Genomic DNA, 14,774 nt, shown 5'->3' with positions numbered 1-14,774 from the left:
AGCCCCAGAAAATGAATTTTGTCACCGCGTCAAAGGGGGCCCTGTGATAGTATCCGGCTAATAAAAAGGGTAATTGCGTGATCATGAATCAAGACCAACTTTTACAACGAGCCGAACGACTCTGCGAACAACGCGGGATCCGCTTCACCCCTACCCGGCGTCAGGTATTCAGGCTGCTGGCTGCCCACGGCAATGCCATCAGCGCCTATGATCTGTTGGCCCAGTTGCAGCAGACCGAGGCCCATGCCAAGCCGCCAACCGTTTATCGGGCGCTCGATTTTCTGCTCGAACAGGGCTTTGCCCACAAGGTGGAGTCGCTCAACGCCTTCATTTTCTGCTGTCACTTCGATCATGCCCACCCGATGCAACTGCTCATCTGCGATCGGTGTGGCGAGGTGGTCGAGTTGCATGACTCGGCGATCGATGGCGCGTTTTCCGAGCAAGCCCACTTGCATGGCTTTACTATTACCAATAAGACAATAGAGGCACATGGCCAATGTGCTCGCTGTACGCCCACCGTAGGAAGTCAACATGAAGGCTGATTTTGTAAACCCGTTCCTGCTCTCCCTGCTCAATGTGCTCTCCACCATGGCACAGCTCGAGCTCAAGCCGGGCAAACCCAAACGCAAGATGGACGAGCTGGCGCGCGGCGATGTCTCCGGTCTCATCGGCATGGTCGGCCCGCAGACCCGTGGCTCGCTCTCTATCAGCTTCGAGAAGGGGCTGGCGCTGGAGATCATGCGCCGTATGCTGGGCGAGGCACCGGCCACCATCAATGAAGAAGTGACCGACATGGTGGGCGAGATCACCAACATGGTGACCGGCGGTGCCAAGCGCATGCTGGGGGAGAAGGGGTATGAGTTCGACATGGCGACCCCCATCATCGTCTCCGGCCCCAATCACACCATCACCCACCGTGCCGACGGCACCAAGATCATGATGCCGTTCGAATCAGATTACGGTCGTGCCACCATCGAGATCTGTTTCGAGTAACCCTATGTGGAAAGCGCTGAAATGGTTCTTCATCGGTTGGGCCCTGCTGCTCATCCTGTCTGATCTCCAGATCACCACCTCACTCTACAAGTACGAAGACAACCGGGTGGTGGTGAACTTTCCGCGCTGGCAGGCAGACCAGCCCTGGGGCACCTTTGAGTGGCATGCCGGGCGGGTGGAGGCCCATTGGTATGGTCTGGCAGGCAGACCCAAGCAGGTAGACCCGCTGCTGTAGCAGCCAGGGTGACAGATGCAATGCAAGAGGCCAGCTGATGCTGGCCTCTTGTCGTTGGTCGCCCGGTTGATCAGGCCGCTTCGGCGGCCAGATCTTCGCGGGGGCGCAGCAGCATGCCGAGGCCGCAGGTCAGCAGGGTGGGCAGCAACCAGGCCAGCCCCTTGTCGAACAGCGGCAGGAAGGCGAACGCCTCCATCTGCATGCCAGCCGCGCCCAGCCCGTCCAGACAGCCGAACAGAAACGCCACCAGCAGCACGACGCGAAACGCCAGCCGTGGCCGTCCAAAATAACCCTGTACAAAGGTCACCAGCACCAATGCGATGGCGACCGGGTAGATGGCTACCAGCACCGGGATGGAGAGGCTGATGAGCTGGCTCAGCCCGACGTTGGCCACCAGGATGGAGACACACCCCATCAGCAGTACCCACTTGCGGTATGTCCAGCCGGCCAGACCGTGGAAGTAGTCGGCGCTGGCGCAGAGCAGGCCGACCGCGCTGGTGAAGCAGGCCAGGGTGATGATGGCGGCCAGGATCAACTGGCCGTAGTGGCCGAACAGGCTCAGTACATAGGCGTTGACGATGGCGCCGCCATTGTCGACGTTGGTGACCACGCCCGCCGCGCTGTTGCCCAGATAGAACAGGGAGATGTAGACCGCCGAGAGGCCAACTGCCGAGATGAGGCCCGCGATGGTCAGGTACTTGAACTGGCTCGGGTAGTCCTCGATGCCCCTGCGTTGCAGCAGACCGATGATGAGAGCACCGAACATCAGCGAGCCGAGGGTATCCATGGTGTTGTACCCTTCCAGCATCCCCTTGATGAGCGGCGTATCCGTGTAGTCGCCGCTGGCCTCTGGCAGGGTGCCTTGTGGGTCAACCAAGACCCCGACCGCCAGGATCAGCAACATCACCATTAAGACAGGCGTCATGTACTTGCCCACCGCATCGAGCAGCCTGCCCCGATCCAGCGATACCAGGATCACCAGTGCGAAGAAGAGCAGGCTGTAGAGCAGCAGCCCGTGTTGGCCGGCTTCGCCTAGCCAGGGTTTGAGCCCCATTTCATAAGCCACCAGCCCGGTGCGGGGGGTGGCAAAGGCCGGCCCCATGATGATGTAGATGGCGATGGCCAGCGTCGTGGCCGCCCAGGTCGGCAGATAGCGGGTCATCGTCGTCCAGCCGCTGCTGCCTTGTCCGGCGCTGCCTCTGGCAACGGCGACCAGCGTCAATAGAGGGAGACCCACCGCCGTCAGCAGAAAGCCGACCATGGCTGGCATCAAATGTTCACCGGCCATGAAACCGGCGAGCGGCGGAAAAATGATGTTGCCTGCCCCCAGATAGAAAGCAAACGTCATAAAACCCAGTCCGAATACGTCGGACAACTTCAGTGATTTCGTCAAACCTGACCTCATCTGCCTTATCAGCTTGTTCTTGTTGATTGCACCCACTGCCTGGCAGATAACCGGATAACAATGCTTCCCTCTCCTCCACGATGAGCACATCGATAAAGGAGCACTCTTCTGAGCATAAAGAAGAGAAATTTGATCTCAATCACACATTAATATCTTGAAAAAATTTAATTGGCCAGAATAAATCACCGATTAGCCAGCGGTTGGCAGCAGTGAAAGAGGTCGGCATAGCGGCAGGGGGCTGGCAGGAGGAAAGGGGTAACGGGTGGTAAAAGGCGGTTGGCAGACAAACAAAAGAGCCTGCGCAAGGCAGGCTCTTTGAGAGGGACGGGAGCGAAATCAGGCGGCTTCGGCAGCCAGTTTCTCGCCGGAGCGTACCGCCATGCCGAGGCCACAGGCCAGCAGGGTCGGCAGCAGCCAGGCCAGGCCCTTATCGAACAGCGGCAGGAAGGCAAACGCATCCATCTTCATGCCGGCGGCGCCCAGACCGTCCAGGCAGCCGAACAGGAAGGCGACCATCAGCACGGCGCGGAACACCAGGCGCGGACGACCGAAGTAACCCTTCAGGAAGGTGACCAGCACCAGTGCAACGGCAACCGGGTAGATGGCGACCAGCACCGGGATGGAGAGGCTGATGAGCTGGCTCAGGCCCACGTTGGCGACCACGGCGCAGATGACCCCCAGCAACACCACCAGCTTCTTGTAGCTCATGCCGGTCAAGTTGTGGAAAAAGTCGGAGCAGGCAGAGATCAGGCCCACGGCGGTGGTGAAACAGGCCAGGGTGATGATGGCTGCCAGGATGAACTGACCCGGCTGACCAAACAGGCTCAACACGTAGGCGTTGACGATGGCGCCGCCGTTGCTGATGTCGGTGGCGACACCGGCTGCGGTGTTGCCCAGCTGGAACAGAGAGACGTAGACCACGGACAGACCAATGGCGGAGATGATGCCGGCAATGGCCAGGTACTTGAACTGGCTCTGGTAGTCATGAATGCCTTTCTGACGCAGCAGGTCGACGATCAGGGCGCCGAACATCAGGGACGCCAGGGTGTCCATGGTGTTGTAGCCTTCCAGGATCCCTTTCACGAAGGGGCCATTCTGATAGTCACCGGAAGAGGCCGGCATGCCACCTTGCGGGGCGACGAACACGCCGATGGCCAGGGTCAGCAGCAACAGCATCAGCACCGGGGTCAGGTATTTGCCGATAGCATCCATCAGCTTGCCCTGATTCATGGAGACCAGGATGGCCACGCCGAAGAACAGCACAGTGTAGGCCGCCAGACCGGCCTGACCCATGTCACCGATGAAAGGCTTGAGGCCCATTTCGTAGGCCACCAGCCCGGTACGGGGGGCGGCGAAGGCCGGACCGATGATGATGTAGATGGCGACGGCCAGTGCAGTGGCGACGCCGGCCGGCAGCAGCTTGGTCATGCCGGCCCAGCCGTTGCCTGCCTTGGCGACGGCGATGATGGTGATGAGGGGCAGACCGACGGCAGTGACCAGGAAACCCAGCATGGCGAGAGAGAGGTGCTCACCCGCCATGTAACCGGCCAGCGGCGGGAAGATGATGTTGCCGGCGCCCAGATAGAAGGCGAAGGTCATGAAGCCCAATCCGAGCACGTCGGACAATGTGAGTGATTTCGTCAAGTTCAACCTCGTCTGTCTTGTAAACTATTGCTTGTTATAGTTTTTTATTGGTCAGTGACCGATATTGTTCAGGGGTAAAAAAAAGAGCCCCGCTTATTTTTTCATCGCAACCAGTGGTTTGAGCTGGTCTTGAGCGGGCGCTCGTTTATGAGTCAGCATAATGGCGTGAAAAAATAGTTCAAGACGAAATTTACATCTTCAAATAGAAGGGGCTGGTTAGTTGGATATATCTGTCGGAATAGGTTCCATCAGCAGAATGGATCACAATTTCACCCTGCTCACACTTGTTTAATCCTCTGCCAAGTCGCAATAAAACACGATTTGCCTCTTTTCCAGCTCTGGTGATAACAGCTGTATAACAAACGGCGTGCAGATCATAATCCGCCGAGATGCATAAAATTTCATCGGCCATGGCCGTTGGCACGACCAGCGCAACCTCGCCGTTGGGGGCCAATAGCCGGTAACAGGCGGCCAGCAGATCCCGGCTGTCGAGGCCGCCGGTATGACGTGCCAATGCCCTGGCCGGATCGCGAAATGACTGGCCAGCCACGAAGTAGGGCGGGTTGGAGACGATGAGATCGTAAGGGGCGGCCTGATAGGTTTGAATGGCACTCTCGATGACGGTGACCCGCTCATGCCAGGGGGAGGCTGCCGCATTCTCGCGAGCCTGCCGGGCTGCATTGCTATCCAGCTCTACCGCATCGATGCGACAGTCGGCAGGGCTGCGCTGGGCCAGCATCAGGGCGATGAGGCCGCTGCCGCTGCCAATGTCGAGGATCCGGCGGGCGTTGGTGACAGGTGCCCAGGCGCCGAGCAGGATGCCATCGGTGCCGACTTTCATGGCGCAGCGATCGTGCGCGACGTGAAATTGCTTGAAGGTAAAACCGCTGTTTCGTCCCATCCGACTCCCGTCCTGTGCCAGCGCCGCAGAAAATGGTCGGCGATTATAGCGACTAAGCCACAGTCGCCATAGGAGCCGACGACATAATCGCCTATAATCTGCCGTTTCCTTAATGACCGAGTATTGCCATGAGCCAGTCCTTTGATGATTTCGACCTGAATCCAGCCCTCAACCGGGCCTTGGCCGAGATGGGTTTCACCCGCCCCACCACCATTCAGCAGATGGTGCTGGAGCCAGCCCTGGACGGCCGCGATATTCTGGCATCCGCCCCGACCGGTACCGGCAAGACCGCCGCCTTCCTGCTGCCCGCCCTGCAGCACTTGCTGGACTTCCCGCGCCGCAAGCCGGGCCCGTGCCGCATGCTGGTGCTGACCCCGACCCGCGAGCTGGCGCTGCAGGTCACCGCCCACGCCAAGGCGCTGGCGGCTCACACCAACCTCAGCATCGAGACTATCATCGGCGGCGTCAGCCATGAAGAGCAACTGCCGGCCCTGACCAAAACCACCGACATCGTGGTGGCCACCCCGGGCCGTCTACTCGAGTACATCGAGAAAGAGGAGTTCGAGAGCCACGACATCGAGGTGCTGGTGCTGGACGAAGCGGACCGCATGCTGGACATGGGCTTCATCAAAGACGTGAACCGCATCGTGGAAGAGGCGCGTTATCGCAAGCACACCATGCTGTTCTCCGCCACCCTGGAAGGGGCAGGCCTTGAGAAGTTCGCCAACGATATCCTGAAGGAGCCGGTAGAGCTGCACGCCGAGCCGCCCCGCAGCGAACGTCGCCCCATCACCCAGTGGGTGCACCTGGCCGACGATGCCGCTCACAAGCTGGCCCTGCTGGTGCACATCCTGAAAGATCCCGAGACCCAGAAAGCCATCATCTTCGTCAAGACCCGTGAGCGGCTGGCGGAGTTGTCCGGTCAGCTGCAGGCGGCTGGCGTCTCCTGCGCCTGGATCCGCGGCGAGATGGAGCAGAGCAAGCGCATCGAGTCGATCCGCAAGTTCCATGAAGGGGAAGTGCCCTTCCTCATCGCCACCGACGTGGCCGCCCGCGGCATCGACCTGCCCAACGTCAGCCATGTCATCAACTATGACATGCCCTACGGCGCCGATGTCTACGTCCACCGGATCGGCCGCACCGGCCGTGCCGGCAACCGTGGTTGCGCCATCAGCCTGGTGGAAGCCCACGACATGGCGATGGTCGCCAAGATCGAGCGCTACACCGAAGAGCGTCTCAAGCGCCGGGTGATCGACGAACTGCGCCCCAAACATAAAGAGGCGCGGGTGCCGGTGAAGAAGAAAAAGCCGAAGGACGACAAGAAGAAGTCGGCCAAGAAGAAAAAGAAGTAAGCCTGCCCGCCACAACGGCCATCTCCGGATGGCCGTTGTGCTATCTGCTGCCCACTCGACGGGGGCCAGAAAAGAAAAAAGCCGACGTATAAACGTCGGCCAATAAAAAGTGCTTACAACAGAGGATTCACCTATTCAGACTTGGGGATCCTGAATTTGGTTCCCTCGGGTCGTAATTAATTTTCAGCGCGTTTGAACATCAGGGTATTGGCGTCGGACTCTTCCGCTACGAAGTAGTAGCCATCGGCGTTGAACCCGGTCAGCTGTTCCACCTTGGTGAGTCGGTGCTTGATGATGTGACGGGCCATCATGCCGCGCGCCTTCTTGGCATAGAAGCTGATGATCTTGAACTGGCCGTTCTTCTCGTCCTTGAACACCGGTGTGATGATGCGCCCCTGCAGGGCCTTGGGACGTACCGACTTGAAGTACTCGTCGGAAGCCAGGTTGATCAACACCTCGTCTCCTTGGGTGGCCAGCGCCTTATTCAGGTGGGCGGTGATGATGTCGCCCCAGAACTGGTAGAGATCCTTGCCACGTGCGTTGTCGAGGCGGATCCCCATCTCCAGCCGGTAGGGCATCATCAGATCGAGCGGGCGCAGTACCCCGTAGAGGCCGGAGAGCATGCGCAGGTGTGCCTGGGCGAAGTCGAGATCAGCCTCGCTGAAATCCTCCACCGCCAGCCCCGTGTAGACATCCCCTTTGAAGGCCAGCAGCGCCTGGCGGGCGTTGGTCGGGCTGAAGTCGGGTTGCCAGTCGGCAAAGCGGGCGGCGTTGAGGCCGGCCAGCTTGTCGCTGATCTTCATCAGGCTGGCGATTTGGTCCGGGCTCAGCTGGCGGGCCCGGCCGATCAGCTCGGCGGAGTGGTCCAACAGCTCGGGTTGAGTGAAACGGGAAGTCACCAGCGGCGACTCGTAGTCCAGCGTCTTGGCCGGGGAAACCACAATCAGCATAACGATCCTTTATAGCGGTGACGCACGCCCCTCATTCATCCAGGGTGACGTTGTCGAGAGTGCCTGCACCCAGCTGCTCGCGCCCCGACAGCTTGATCAGCAGTCGCAGGTCGTTGGCCGAGTCGGCATGGGCAAGGGCCTCACTGTAGCCAATTTGGCCGGCACAGAACAGGGCGAACAGCGCCTGATCGAAGGTCTGCATGCCGAGCTCGGTGGACTTGGTCATCACCTCCTTGAGCCGATGCATCTCCCCTTTGCGGACGATATCGGTGATGAGCGGGGTGTTGAGCAGCACCTCGAAGGCCGCACAGCGACGGCGTCCGTCCAGGCTGGGCAGCAGTTGCTGGGCCACGATGGCACGCAGGTTGAAGGAGAGATCGAACAGGAACTGGCGGTGTTTCTCCTGAGGGACCAGGTGCAGGATGCGGTCCAGCGCCTGGTTGGCATTGTTGGCGTGCAGGGTGGCGAGGCAGAGGTGGCCGGTCTCGGCAAACTGCAGGGCAAACTCCATGGTCTCCTGGCTGCGAATTTCGCCGATCAGGATCACATCTGGCGCCTGGCGCAGCGAACTCTTCAGCGCCACGTCGAATGACGCTGTGTCTATGCCTACCTCGCGCTGGGTGATCAGGCTGCGGCCGTGCTGATGCACGAATTCCACCGGATCTTCCACCGTCAGGATGTGGCCGTCCACATGCTGGTTGCGATAGCCGATCATGGCCGCCTGGGTGGTGGATTTGCCGGCGCCGGTGGCACCGACGAACAGCACCAGCCCGCGCTTGGCCAGGGCGATCTCCTGCAGGATGGGGGGCAGCGCCAGCTCGTCGAAGGTGGGGATACGGGTCTCGATACGGCGCAGCACCATGCCCGGCAGCTCCTGCTGCCAGAAGGCGCTGACCCGAAAGCGGCCAAGCTCCTCGCGGTGGATGGCGTAGTTGGCCTCCTTGGTGTGCAGGTAGCGCTCGAAGTGCTCCTGGCTCAGGGTCTCCTTGACCAGCGCCAGCGCCCTGGCCTTGTCGAGGGGGGCTTCTGCCAGCGACTGCAGATGGCCGTTGACCTTGAGGGTCGGCGGCGTGCCGACCGTGATGAACAGATCCGAGCCTTTACGGGCGACCAGCTCGGTCAGCAGGGCATCCAGATTCATAACGACTCCTTCCCTAGATTCGTCGTGGTTAGATGGTGTTGGGATCGACCGCCTTGGCCTTGGCATCCAGCGCCGCCACTACGCCGCGGCTCACCAGCTGCTTGAGGCTCTGATCCATGGTCTGCATGCCGTGGGTCATCCCGGTCTGGATCACCGAGTAGAGCTGGGCGATCTTGTCTTCCCGGATGAGGTTACGCACGGCGGGAATGCCCATCATGATCTCGTGGGCCGCCACCCGGCCGCCACCGATGCGCTTGAGCAGGGTCTGAGAGATGACCGCCCGCAGCGACTCGGATAGCATAGAGCGCACCATGTCTTTTTCCGCACCGGGGAAGACGTCGATGATCCGGTCGATGGTCTTGGCCGCCGACGAGGTGTGCAGGGTACCGAACACCAGGTGGCCAGTCTCGGCCGCAGTCATGGCCAGACGAATGGTTTCCAGATCGCGCATCTCGCCCACCAAGATGATGTCCGGGTCTTCCCGCAGCGCCGAGCGCAGGGCGTTGCTGAAGCTCTTGGTGTCGCGGTGCACTTCCCGCTGGTTTACCAGGCAGCGCTTGTTCTCGTGCACGAATTCGATGGGGTCCTCGATGGTGAGGATGTGGTGGTGAAAGTTCTCGTTGATGTAGTTGACCATGGCCGCCAGGGTGGTGGATTTACCCGAGCCGGTCGGACCTGTCACCAGCACCAGGCCGCGCGGGTATTCGGCAATCTTGCGAAAGATCTCCGGCGCGTCGAGATCTTCGAGGCTCAGCACCGTGCTGGGGATAGTACGAAATACCGCGCCTGAGCCGCGTGCCTGCTGGAAGGCGTTGACCCGGAAGCGGGCCAGGTTCGGCACCTCGAACGAGAAGTCCACCTCGAAGTTCTCTTCCAGCTCCTTGCGCTGGTGGTCGTTCATGATGTCGTAGATGAGGGCGTGCACTTCCCGGTGTTCCAGGGCGGGCAAATTGATCTTGCGAACCTCGCCATCAACCCTGATCATCGGGGGAACCCCGGCCGAGAGGTGTAGATCCGAGGCTTTATGTTTTACACTGAAAGCCAATAACTCTGTGATATCCATAGATTTGTCATTCTCCCATCACAAGATCACTAACGAAACATGAACCAGATTGCCGAGCACCTGCTTCAGGTCAAGGAACGTATTGTACAAGCCGCCAGTCGCGCGGGCCGAAGCCGCGATCACATCCAGCTGCTGGCGGTCAGCAAGACCAAACCGCTGGAGGCCGTTTGCGAGGCCTATGCCGCCGGTCAGCGCCGCTTTGGCGAATCCTACGCCCAGGAAGCGGCGACCAAGATAGATACCCTGCGTGAGCAAGGGGCCTGTGCAGACATAGAGTGGCACTTTATCGGCCCGCTGCAATCGAACAAATCCAAGCTGGTGGCCGAGCGCTTCGACTGGGTGCAGAGCGTGGATAGAGAGAAGCTGATCGAACGCCTGAACAACCAGCGCCCGAGCGAGCTCGCGCCGCTAAATGTCTGTCTGCAAATCAATATTAGCGGAGAGAGCAGCAAATCCGGAACGTCGGAGCAAGAGATTTTCCGCCTGGCCGAACTGGTCTCCCGCTGTGAACGGCTGCGGCTGCGCGGCCTCATGGCGATTCCGGAGCACACCAGCGACGAGGCGGTGCTGGCCGCCCAGATGGTGCGCATGCAGACTCTGTTCACCGAGCTTGCGCAACAATACCCGGGCGTCGACACCCTCTCGATGGGGATGACCGAGGATCTCGAACTGGCGATCGGCCACGGCAGCACCATGGTGCGGGTCGGTACCGCCATCTTCGGTGCCCGCGACTATTCATGAGCAAGGCCCGGGATGCGATGCATCGGGCCGTGCTTTTTTCAGATAACAGGAGCGTTTGATGCAGCATAGGATCCTCGCCTTTATCGGGGCGGGCAACATGAGCCGCAGTATCATTGCCGGTCTGGTTCAGGCGGGCTATCCGGCCGACCGGATCATCGCCGCCAACCCCAGTCGGCCCAAGCTGGATGCGCTGGCCAACGACTACGGCATCCGCATCACCCAGGACAACGCCGAGGCAGCCCGGGCGGCGGAGGTGATCGTACTGGCGGTCAAGCCGCAGCTGATGGCCGCCATGCTGAGCGCGCTGGTGGCACAGCTGGGCACGTTGGAGGGCAAGCTGCTCATCTCCATCGCCGCCGGCATCAAGGTGGCGCGGTTGGCCGAGATGGCGGGTGGCCACGGCCGGATCATCCGCACCATGCCGAACACCCCCTCTCTGCTGGGGCTGGGCATGACCGGGCTGTACGCCCCGCCTGGCATCGAGCAGGCTGATCGGGCGCTGGCCGAGCAGATGATGCTGGCGGTGGGTAAAACCCTGTGGGTGGAGCAGGAGTCTGCCATCAACGGCGTCATCGCCGCGGCCGGCAGTGCGCCTGCCTACTTCTTCCTGTTCATGCAGGCCATCGCCGAGGAGGCCGAGGCCATGGGCTTCTCCCCCGAACAGGCCCGCCTGCTGGTGCAGCAGACCGCCCTTGGTGCGGCGGCCATGGTCGAGCAAAATCCCGAGCTGTCGCTGCAGACCCTGCGCGAGCAGGTGACCAGCAAGGGTGGCACCACCGCCGAGGCGATCAAGACTTTCCAGCAACAGGGGCTGATGCCGCTGACGGCACACGCCATGCAGGCGGCCGTTGCCCGGGCCGGCGAAATGGAAACCCTGTTCTGAACCCGATTTCTCTTACTCTCTGTCTCAACCTGGAGCCCAGATGAACACTGCTTACTTTCTGATTAACACGATTTTTGACCTCTATCTCATGGTGGTGCTGTTGCGCGTCTGGCTGCAGTGGGCCCGCGCAGACTTCTACAACCCCATGAGCCAGATGGTGGTCAAGTTGACCAATCCGCTGGTGGTGCCGCTGCGCCGGGTCATTCCCGGGTTTGGCGGGCTGGACATGGCCTCTGTGCTGCTGGCCATTATCATCGCCTTTGCCAAGCTGGCGTTGCTCAAGAGCATGAACGTGCTGCTGGCCGACTGGCTCACCCTCAGCCTGTTTGCCGGGCTGACCGTGCTGAAGAAGGCCGGCTCCATGATCTTCTGGGTGCTGCTGATCCGTGCCATCCTGAGCTGGGTCAGCCAGGGTCGCAACCCCATCGAGTATGTGATGCACCAGCTGACTGAGCCCTTCCTGGCCCCCATCCGTCGCATTCTGCCGGCACTGGGCGGGCTGGATCTCTCCGTGCTGGTCGCCTTTATCGGGCTGCAGGCCATAAACTATCTGTTGGGTGATCTGTTCGGCCAGCTGTGGTGGATGATTTGATGGCAGCCGTCCTGCGGGAAGGGGATGAGCTGATAATGCATCTGATGATCCAGCCCAAGGCGAGCCGGGATCAGATCGTCGGATTGCATGGAGAAGAGTTGAAAGTGGCCATCACGGCGCCGCCGGTGGATGGCCAGGCCAACAGCCACTTGATCAAGTATCTGGCCAAGCAGTTCAAGGTGGCCAAGGGGCAGGTTCGCATCGTGCGGGGGGAGCTGGGACGGCACAAGACGGTCGCCATCGAGGCGCCCAGGCAGATCCCCGCCGAGGTCAGTGCCCTGCTGGACAATCAGGGTTAACACGAGAAGGATGACACCATGAAAACAGCCTGGATAAGCTGCCTGCTGGCACTGCTGCTGACCTTGCCCCTGCGGGCCGAACAGATGAAGGAACTGGGCCCCTGGCAGGTACACTACAGCGCCTTCAACTCCAGCTTCCTCACCCCCGAGGTTGCCAAGGCCTACGGTCTGGAGCGCAGCCGCTACAATGGCATCGTCAACATTGCGGTGCAGAACAAGCAGGGGGTCGCCCAGGCGGTGGGGATCAGCGGCGAGGCCAAGAACCTCACCGGCACCATCCGCAACCTGAGCTTCCAGGAGGTGAAGGAGGGGGATGCCATCTACTATCTGGCGGTGCTGCCCTATCGCAACGAGGATACCTACCAGTTCACCCTGAAGATCATGGGGGAGGGGCAGCAACAGACGCTGACCTTCCAGCAGACCTTCTACGTCGACTGATGCCGACGCCGGTGATGCCCTGTAAAAAAGCCCCGAACGCAGGTTCGGGGCTTTTTTCATGACGGCGAGTCGGCCGGCGGGGTGAAGTCGTGGATCTCCCCGATCCGTGGGGTGAAGCGGGGATCCTGATCCCGGTTGTGCTCCACCCACTCCATGGCCTGACAGAAGCTCTCCCGCTTCGAGAATTCGCTGCGCACCTGATCGATGGCCCGCTCCGCGCTGCGCCGCTCCATCTTGCTGGCCTTGCGGTCGCTGAACTGCTTGTGCTGGGCCAGCATCCACTCGGTGAAGGCCTGGCGGCACTGGGCCTCGCTGGCTGCCTGGACGGGCAGGGCCGCCAGCAGGGCGATCATCAATAAATAGCGCATAACAACATCGGTGACTGAGGGGTGTGGTTGTCTGAAAGGGCGGCATTCTATGCCGAAAACTTGAGCATGAACAGGGGAAGAGAGGGGACCGGCATGGCCGGCCCCCACAGGGTCAGTGTTTGACGAGGTAGAGCTGGCGGCTGTAGGCCACGTCTTCCGGATTGTTGATGGGATAGCCCTTGAGCCAGGGCTTGATCAGCCGGGCGTTGGTGTACTGATAGATGGGGGCGATAGGCGCCTCGTCCTGCAGTATGGTTTCGGCCTCATCGAACAGACGGGCCCGTTCACGGGGATCCTGGCTGTTGGCAGCCTTGGCCAGCAGGGCATCGTAGCCGGCGTTGGCGAAGCGGGCCATGTTGCCGCTGTGGTGGGAGCCCCACAGGCCGAGGAAGGCGGACGGGTCGTTGTAGTCGGCCACCCAGGAGGAGCGGATCACCTCGAACTGGCCGCTCTGGCGGCTGTCGAGATAGGTTTTCCACTCTTGATTGGTGAGCTCGACCCGGGCTCCCAGCTTCTGTTTCCACAGGTTGGCGATGGCCAGCGCCATCTTCTTGTGTACCTCGGCCGTGTTGTAGAGCAGGGTCAGCTTGAGCGGGTTGGCCGGGCCGTAGCCCGCCTCCTTGAGCAGGGCTCTGGCCTTGTCGTCCAGCTCCTGCTGACTGCTGCTGGAGAGCAGGTTGGCCTTGGGCTCGAAGCCGGCAACCACGTCCGGGGTGAAGTGATAGGCGGGTTTTTCTCCGGTGCCCAGGATCTTGCTGGCGATGAGGCCACGGTCGATGGTGTAGGAGAGCGCCTTGCGCACCCGCACGTCGTTGAGGGGCGCGCGCTGGGTGTTGAAGGCGTAGTAGTAGGTGCCGAGCTGATCCGGGGTATAGACCTCGCCCGGGATCTGCAGCATCAGCTTGTGATACTGCTCCTTGGGGAAGGATTCGGTAATGTGCAGGTCGCCGGCCAGGTAGCGGTTGGTGGCGGCACTCTCCTGATTGATGGGGACGAAGGTGACCTTGGTCAGCACGGTATGGGCGCGATCCCAGTAGTAGGGGTTGGGGGTCAGCTCCAGCTTCTCGTTCACCACCCGGTGACTCAGCACGAAGGCGCCGTTGCCGACCAGCTTGCCGGGCTGGGTCCACTGGTTGCCGTATTGCTCCATGCTGGCACGATGCAGCGGCGACAGGCTGGGGTGGGTCAGCAGGCTCAGGAAGTAGGGCACCGGCTGGGAGAGGGTCACCTGCAGGGTATGCTCATCAAGGGCCTTCACTCCGAGCTCTGCGGGGGGCAGCTTGCCGGCCACGATCTCATCCACCTTGTCGAAGCGGGCCAGCTGGGCGAACCAGGCAAAGGTGGCCGCCTCTTTGGGATCGACCAGTTTGCGCCAGCCGTAGACGAAGTCGGCGGCCTGTACGGGATCGCCGTTGGACCAGCGGGCGTCCGGGCGCAGATGGAAGGTGAAGCGCTGATTGCCCTGGTTGTCCCAGCTGGCGGCCACCCCGGGCTGCACCTTGCCGTCCGGTCCCTGGGTCAGCAGCCCCTCGTAGAGATCCCGCAGTACCTGCAACTCGGGCAGGCCGACCAGCTTGAGCGGGCTCAGACTCGCCGGCTCGTCTTTCAGATGACGCACGACGGCCTGTTCGGCGGCGAGCTGGGTGCCGGGTGGAACATCGGCAGCCTGGACACAGGCGCAGCCCAGCAGGGCCAGCAGGGGACTCCATCCTTTCATGGTTGATCCTTCAAATAGTGTGAAGCGGGGTGAAAACTCGGCGAGAAGTGAT

Annotated in this window: 17 protein-coding genes; 9 read left to right on the top strand and 8 right to left on the bottom strand. The window is 61.1% G+C overall.

The genetic code is table 11. The annotated features are described in order from the left end of the window. The first annotated feature begins 83 nt into the window (after positions 1 to 83). Genes zur through OKC29_RS14560 form a run of 3 tightly spaced genes read left to right on the top strand, consistent with a single transcriptional unit; the run spans position 84 to position 1,228 of the window. Entirely contained in the window at positions 84 to 542 is a 459-nt protein-coding gene (zur, locus tag OKC29_RS14570; protein ID WP_011707398.1) for a zinc uptake transcriptional repressor Zur, read from the top strand. Further along, positions 532 to 993, top strand: coding sequence for a chemotaxis protein CheX (locus OKC29_RS14565; protein ID WP_016351979.1), 462 nt, complete (start codon positions 532 to 534; stop codon positions 991 to 993). The genes zur and OKC29_RS14565 overlap by 11 nt, the downstream gene beginning before the upstream one ends. Positions 994 to 997: 4 nt before the next feature. Next, entirely contained in the window at positions 998 to 1,228 is a 231-nt protein-coding gene (locus OKC29_RS14560) for a hypothetical protein (RefSeq protein ID WP_029304812.1), read from the top strand. 70 nt (positions 1,229 to 1,298) lie between these two features. On the opposite strand, the gene brnQ (OKC29_RS14555) is transcribed toward OKC29_RS14560, so the two are convergent. From brnQ (OKC29_RS14555) to OKC29_RS14545, 3 genes are all read right to left on the bottom strand, one after another. Beyond that, positions 1,299 to 2,576, bottom strand: coding sequence for a branched-chain amino acid transport system II carrier protein (gene brnQ / locus OKC29_RS14555; protein WP_049045832.1), 1,278 nt, complete (start codon positions 2,574 to 2,576; stop codon positions 1,299 to 1,301). A gap of 393 nt (positions 2,577 to 2,969) precedes the next feature. Beyond that, entirely contained in the window at positions 2,970 to 4,277 is a 1,308-nt protein-coding gene (brnQ, locus tag OKC29_RS14550; RefSeq protein WP_073352588.1) for a branched-chain amino acid transport system II carrier protein, read from the bottom strand. Between the two features lie 190 nt (positions 4,278 to 4,467). Then, positions 4,468 to 5,178: a tRNA1(Val) (adenine(37)-N6)-methyltransferase gene (locus tag OKC29_RS14545; RefSeq protein ID WP_073351735.1), complete on the bottom strand. Its 711-nt coding sequence runs from the start codon at positions 5,176 to 5,178 to the stop codon at positions 4,468 to 4,470. A 128-nt stretch (positions 5,179 to 5,306) separates the two neighbouring features. Here OKC29_RS14545 and srmB point away from each other — a divergent pair, with 128 nt between their 5' ends. After that, complete coding sequence (gene srmB / locus OKC29_RS14540; protein ID WP_016351974.1) at positions 5,307 to 6,530, top strand: ATP-dependent RNA helicase SrmB; 1,224 nt, start codon at positions 5,307 to 5,309, stop codon at positions 6,528 to 6,530. A gap of 176 nt (positions 6,531 to 6,706) precedes the next feature. Here the strand turns inward: srmB and yaaA are convergent, their stop codons facing one another. The 3 genes from yaaA to tapT are packed head-to-tail and all read right to left on the bottom strand — an operon-like array spanning position 6,707 to position 9,684. After that, positions 6,707 to 7,480, bottom strand: coding sequence for a peroxide stress protein YaaA (yaaA, locus tag OKC29_RS14535; protein ID WP_073351733.1), 774 nt, complete (start codon positions 7,478 to 7,480; stop codon positions 6,707 to 6,709). Between the two features lie 31 nt (positions 7,481 to 7,511). Next, complete coding sequence (gene tapU / locus OKC29_RS14530) at positions 7,512 to 8,621, bottom strand: type IVa pilus ATPase TapU (RefSeq protein ID WP_017411211.1); 1,110 nt, start codon at positions 8,619 to 8,621, stop codon at positions 7,512 to 7,514. Positions 8,622 to 8,649: 28 nt separating this feature from the next. Beyond that, the gene (gene tapT, locus OKC29_RS14525; protein WP_011707389.1) at positions 8,650 to 9,684 is read right to left on the bottom strand and encodes a type IVa pilus ATPase TapT; all 1,035 of its coding nucleotides are present in this window, start codon (positions 9,682 to 9,684) and stop codon (positions 8,650 to 8,652) included. Positions 9,685 to 9,723: 39 nt separating this feature from the next. Here tapT and OKC29_RS14520 point away from each other — a divergent pair, with 39 nt between their 5' ends. From OKC29_RS14520 to OKC29_RS14500, 5 genes are read left to right on the top strand one after another with little or no spacing between them, the layout of a single operon-like run. Beyond that, positions 9,724 to 10,425 (top strand): YggS family pyridoxal phosphate-dependent enzyme, encoded by a 702-nt coding sequence (locus OKC29_RS14520; protein ID WP_073351730.1) that lies wholly within the window; start codon positions 9,724 to 9,726, stop codon positions 10,423 to 10,425. Between the two features lie 58 nt (positions 10,426 to 10,483). After that, entirely contained in the window at positions 10,484 to 11,308 is an 825-nt protein-coding gene (proC, locus tag OKC29_RS14515; protein ID WP_073351728.1) for a pyrroline-5-carboxylate reductase, read from the top strand. 40 nt (positions 11,309 to 11,348) lie between these two features. Continuing rightward, entirely contained in the window at positions 11,349 to 11,900 is a 552-nt protein-coding gene (locus OKC29_RS14510) for a YggT family protein (RefSeq protein ID WP_016351969.1), read from the top strand. Next, positions 11,900 to 12,199 (top strand): DUF167 family protein YggU, encoded by a 300-nt coding sequence (yggU, locus tag OKC29_RS14505; protein ID WP_011707385.1) that lies wholly within the window; start codon positions 11,900 to 11,902, stop codon positions 12,197 to 12,199. The genes OKC29_RS14510 and yggU overlap by 1 nt, the downstream gene beginning before the upstream one ends. A gap of 18 nt (positions 12,200 to 12,217) precedes the next feature. Beyond that, positions 12,218 to 12,637, top strand: a complete 420-nt coding sequence (locus OKC29_RS14500) for a DUF4426 domain-containing protein (RefSeq protein ID WP_011707384.1) — start codon at positions 12,218 to 12,220, stop codon at positions 12,635 to 12,637. 56 nt (positions 12,638 to 12,693) lie between these two features. On the opposite strand, the gene OKC29_RS14495 is transcribed toward OKC29_RS14500, so the two are convergent. Both OKC29_RS14495 and OKC29_RS14490 read right to left on the bottom strand, forming a co-directional pair. Next, positions 12,694 to 13,005, bottom strand: a complete 312-nt coding sequence (locus OKC29_RS14495; protein WP_042064670.1) for a hypothetical protein — start codon at positions 13,003 to 13,005, stop codon at positions 12,694 to 12,696. A 112-nt stretch (positions 13,006 to 13,117) separates the two neighbouring features. Beyond that, the gene (locus OKC29_RS14490; protein WP_073351726.1) at positions 13,118 to 14,722 is read right to left on the bottom strand and encodes a peptide ABC transporter substrate-binding protein; all 1,605 of its coding nucleotides are present in this window, start codon (positions 14,720 to 14,722) and stop codon (positions 13,118 to 13,120) included. Positions 14,723 to 14,774: the final 52 nt, after the last annotated feature.

Origin of the sequence: Aeromonas sp. QDB34 (assembly GCF_027705405.1) — a bacterium.
Taxonomy (GTDB): Bacteria; Pseudomonadota; Gammaproteobacteria; order Enterobacterales; family Aeromonadaceae; genus Aeromonas; species Aeromonas hydrophila.
Note: the sequence above shows the minus strand (reverse complement) of the source record. Positions and strands in the feature narration are given on the sequence as shown.

Bases quoted from the DNA above. Each gene is read 5' to 3' on its own strand.
- OKC29_RS14500 (WP_011707384.1), top strand. From the start codon at position 12,218: ATGAAAACAGCCTGGATAAGCTGCCTGCTGGCACTGCTGCTGACCTTG.
- srmB (WP_016351974.1), top strand. From the start codon at position 5,307: ATGAGCCAGTCCTTTGATGATTTCGACCTGAATCCAGCCCTCAACCGG.
- tapT (WP_011707389.1), bottom strand. From the start codon at position 9,684: ATGGATATCACAGAGTTATTGGCTTTCAGTGTAAAACATAAAGCCTCG.
- brnQ (WP_049045832.1), bottom strand. From the start codon at position 2,576: ATGACGTTTGCTTTCTATCTGGGGGCAGGCAACATCATTTTTCCGCCG.
- OKC29_RS14560 (WP_029304812.1), top strand. From the start codon at position 998: ATGTGGAAAGCGCTGAAATGGTTCTTCATCGGTTGGGCCCTGCTGCTC.
- OKC29_RS14565 (WP_016351979.1), top strand. From the start codon at position 532: ATGAAGGCTGATTTTGTAAACCCGTTCCTGCTCTCCCTGCTCAATGTG.
- OKC29_RS14520 (WP_073351730.1), top strand. From the start codon at position 9,724: ATGAACCAGATTGCCGAGCACCTGCTTCAGGTCAAGGAACGTATTGTA.
- OKC29_RS14545 (WP_073351735.1), bottom strand. From the start codon at position 5,178: ATGGGACGAAACAGCGGTTTTACCTTCAAGCAATTTCACGTCGCGCAC.
- OKC29_RS14510 (WP_016351969.1), top strand. From the start codon at position 11,349: ATGAACACTGCTTACTTTCTGATTAACACGATTTTTGACCTCTATCTC.
- OKC29_RS14490 (WP_073351726.1), bottom strand. From the start codon at position 14,722: ATGAAAGGATGGAGTCCCCTGCTGGCCCTGCTGGGCTGCGCCTGTGTC.
- yggU (WP_011707385.1), top strand. From the start codon at position 11,900: ATGGCAGCCGTCCTGCGGGAAGGGGATGAGCTGATAATGCATCTGATG.
- OKC29_RS14495 (WP_042064670.1), bottom strand. From the start codon at position 13,005: ATGCGCTATTTATTGATGATCGCCCTGCTGGCGGCCCTGCCCGTCCAG.
- zur (WP_011707398.1), top strand. From the start codon at position 84: ATGAATCAAGACCAACTTTTACAACGAGCCGAACGACTCTGCGAACAA.
- tapU (WP_017411211.1), bottom strand. From the start codon at position 8,621: ATGAATCTGGATGCCCTGCTGACCGAGCTGGTCGCCCGTAAAGGCTCG.
- yaaA (WP_073351733.1), bottom strand. From the start codon at position 7,480: ATGCTGATTGTGGTTTCCCCGGCCAAGACGCTGGACTACGAGTCGCCG.
- proC (WP_073351728.1), top strand. From the start codon at position 10,484: ATGCAGCATAGGATCCTCGCCTTTATCGGGGCGGGCAACATGAGCCGC.